The organism is Methylibium sp., assembly GCF_031393925.1.
GTDB lineage: Bacteria > Pseudomonadota > Gammaproteobacteria > Burkholderiales > Burkholderiaceae_C > Methylibium.
The window spans coordinates 1-3,341 of record NZ_JANMWL010000149.1; the positions used below are offsets into that span (position 1 = coordinate 1).

5 protein-coding genes are annotated in these 3,341 nt (G+C 67.0%); all 5 read right to left on the reverse strand.

The features are described 5' to 3' along the window. Positions 1 to 231: 231 nt before the first annotated feature. Positions 232 to 657 carry a hypothetical protein gene (locus RMO12_RS08530; protein WP_309638959.1) on the reverse strand — a complete coding sequence of 142 codons (426 nt, stop codon included), beginning with the start codon at positions 655 to 657 and terminating at the stop codon, positions 232 to 234. Positions 658 to 677: 20 nt separating this feature from the next. Continuing rightward, a complete protein-coding gene (locus tag RMO12_RS08535) occupies positions 678 to 1,790 on the reverse strand; it encodes a formate dehydrogenase subunit gamma (RefSeq protein ID WP_309638960.1) in 1,113 nt (370 codons plus the stop codon). Positions 1,791 to 1,814: 24 nt separating this feature from the next. Next, complete coding sequence (locus tag RMO12_RS08540) at positions 1,815 to 2,072, reverse strand: hypothetical protein (protein ID WP_309638961.1); 258 nt, start codon at positions 2,070 to 2,072, stop codon at positions 1,815 to 1,817. After that, a complete protein-coding gene (gene fdh3B / locus RMO12_RS08545) occupies positions 2,069 to 2,698 on the reverse strand; it encodes a formate dehydrogenase FDH3 subunit beta (RefSeq protein ID WP_309638962.1) in 630 nt (209 codons plus the stop codon). Before fdh3B ends, RMO12_RS08540 begins: the two co-directional genes overlap by 4 nt. A gap of 28 nt (positions 2,699 to 2,726) precedes the next feature. Next, on the reverse strand, positions 2,727 to 3,341 hold a 615-nt coding region (locus RMO12_RS08550; protein WP_309638963.1), incomplete at its 5' end, for a formate dehydrogenase subunit alpha.

Here is a 3,341-nt window from a genome sequence, read left to right on the forward strand (position 1 = left end):
GGCGGGGATCGACACCTGCTGGCGCTGGCCATGCTCGTCGAGCACGCTGATGCTGTGGGTTTGCGGCGCTCGGGCCGCAGTCAGGCGAGGCAAGGGAGGCGTCATCGGAGGGCGTCGTGTAGGCGAATGGTCGGCAGGAACACCCTTGATGATGACGGCGGGCCGCACGCGGCGGCCCGTCAAGGGGAATCAGCACGCCCGCCCGAGGCAGGCCCCGCCCCATCGGGGCAACTACTTCTTGGGGCTGCCCTGCTGCTCGGCGGCGGTGGCCTTGCCGCTCGGCGGCCCGGTCGCGGTCTTGGTCGGCGAATGGGCACCCGCGGCCTCCAGCGGAGGGGCCGACGCGGCGGCCGACGGCGGGGCCGAAGCGGCGGCCATCGGCACATAGGGGCCAGGGTCGGCGCAAGGCGGTGGCGTCGCGGTCGCCGGCAGTGCGCCGCTCGCAGCCGTCTTGGCGTATTTGGCCGCGACCTTGTCCTGCACCTGGCAGAGTTGGAAGGCGCCGACCTTGTCGGTCCAGGCAGCCTTGGCCTTGGCCTCGTCGGCCTTGGCCTTGGCTTCGGGCGTGGGCCCGGCCAGCTTGGCGAGCGCGACCCCGGACGCTGCGAGCAGCGTGGCGGCGCACAGTGCGGCGCCGCGGGACAGGAGCTTGTTCATCGTGCTGTTTCCTTAAGCCTTCAAGCCCGCACTGCGGTGTGACGGGCGTCTCCCGGCGCCGATCGCTGCGACGGGATCTTGCCGGCCGCGATGTCGTCGGCCCAGAGTTGGTGGTGTTCGTGCGCCCAGGCTTCGTCGACATAGCCGGTGCGCATGGCCGAGAAGGCGCCGGTCATGCCGAGCGTGCCGAGGTAGATGTGGCCGAGGAACATCGCCATCATCAGCACCGTGGCCACGCCGTGGATCATGTTGGCGATCTGCATGTCGCCGCGGGTGTAGGCCAACCCCGGGATCAGCTTGTCGAGCACGAGGCCGGAACCGACCACCACGATGCCGAGCGCGAACACGCCGCCCCAGAAGATCAGCTTCTCGCCGGCGTTGAAGCGACCCGATGGAACGTGCTCGTGGTTGAAGAGGCCGCCGCCCTTGCGCAGCCAGACGAGGTCGGATTTGTTCGGCCAGTTGCTGCGCAGGAAGGTGAAGAAAACCACCACCAGCGAGACAGCAAAAACGGGGCCGGCGAAGTTGTGCAGGTTCTTGAGCGCATAGCTGAGCCAGCCGAACAGCGCGCCGCCGATGAGCGGCAGCAGGATGAACTTGCCGAACGCCATCACGATGCCCGAGATGGCGAGGACGGAGAACGCAATCGCGTTGCTCCAGTGGGCGGCACGCTCGAAGTAGGTGAAGCGCTCGATCTTGCGGCCGGTGTCGGGTGCGCCGACAGTGAGCGGGCCGCGCGTCTTGTAGAACAGACCGATCGCAATGACCACGATCAGCAGCAGCGCTCCACCATAGGGAAGGATCCAGCGGTTACGCACCTGGCGCCAGGCCTCGCCGGCGCTGGTCAAGCGAATGAACGGGTACTCCACCATCTCCTGGATCAGCACGCCATTTTCGGCGCCGGGCAGGTTGGTGATGCCGGGCTGGTTGCCCGATTCGCGCACACCACGCCAGAACGGCGCGTTGTTGAGCGGCTGGCTCTTGGCGCGTTGCGCGTTGCTCTCATCGAGCTGCGGTGTGACTGCGGAGGCGCTGGCCGCCGGGTCCACCGCTGGCGAGGCCTGCGCACCGGCCAGGCCGGCAAACACGCTCAGGCAGCCGGCGAGCAGGAGTTGAACGATGCGTTGCGTCATGGCGATCCCCGCGGGCATGCCGCTTTAGCGCGTGCGTACATATTCGTTCTGAGCCTGGTTGCGCGCCTTGAGTTCGGCCTCCCAGCTGCTGCGGTCGCCGGTCTTCCAGCCCGGCGAGTTGTAGACCGGGCTCGCGCCCTCCCAGGCCTTGGCATCCACTTTCTTGGCGCTGCTGGCACGCTCGGTTTCCTGGGGACGTTCGCTGCAACCAGCCAGCGCGAACAGCGTTGCGGCAAGCCACAGCGCGCCGCTCCATGTCTTGCCCGCATCGATGCGACTCATGACTTGATCACCTCCGACTTGGGTTGCGCCGCGCCGCCGGCCGGCTTGCCGTAGGCCGTGCCCCAGCCCCACACCTCGGAGCCCTTGCCGCGCTGAAGCACGCGGGTGCGGAAGATGTCGGCCACCACGTCGCCGTCGCCGCCGAGCAGTGCCTTGGTCGAGCACATCTCGGCACAGGCCGGAAGCTTGCCTTCGGCCAGGCGGTTGCGCCCGAACTTGTTGAACTCCGCGTCGGAGCCGTTGGCCTCGGGTCCGCCGGCGCAGAAGGTGCATTTGTCCATCTTGCCGCGCAGGCCGAAGTTACCGTTGGTCGGGAACTGTGGCGCGCCGAACGGGCAGGCATACGAGCAGTAGCCGCAGCCGATGCAGATGTCTTTGTCGTGCAGCACCACGCCCTCATCGGTGCGGTAGAAACAGTCGACCGGGCACACCGCCATGCAGGGCGCGTCGGAGCAGTGCATGCAGGCCACCGAGATGCTGCGCTCGCCGGGCACGCCGTCGTTCAGGGTGACCACGCGGCGGCGGTTCACGCCCCAGGGCACCTCGTGTTCGGCCTTGCAGGCGGTGACGCAGCCGTTGCATTCAATGCAGCGTTCGGCGTCGCAAATGAACTTCATTCTTGCCATGTTTTTCTCCGGTGTGTGGCGAGGTCGTTCAGGCGGCAACCCGCTCGATCTGGCACACGGTGGTCTTGGTCTCTTGCATCATCGTCACGCTGTCGTAGCCGTAGGTGGTGGCGGTGTTGACCGCTTCGCCAAGGATCACCGGCTTGGCGCCTTTGGGGTAGTAGGGCGCCATGTCCACGCCCTGCCAGTGGCCCGAGAAGTGGAAGGGCAAGAACACCGTCTCACGGTCAACGCGCTCGGTGACCTGTGCCTTGACCTTCAGGCGCGCGCCGGTCGGCGTCTTGACCCAGACGTCTTCGCCGTTGCGGATGCCGCGGTCGTTGGCGGCGGCCGGGTTGATCTCGACGAACATCTCCTGCTGCAGCTCGGCGAGATACGGATTGCTGCGCGTTTCTTCGCCGCCGCCTTCGTATTCGACCAAGCGGCCACTGGTCATGATCAGCGGGAACTCCTTGCCGATGTCCTTGTTCTTGTCCTGCAGCGTCTTGTAGAGCGTGGGCAGGCGCCAAAACGCCTTCTTGTCGTCGTGCGTCGGGTACTTGGCGACGAGATCGGGCCGGTTGGAGTAGAGCGGCTCGCGGTGCTGCGGAATGCCGTCCGGGAAGTTCCAGACCACCGCGCGCGCCTTGGCGTTGCCGAACGG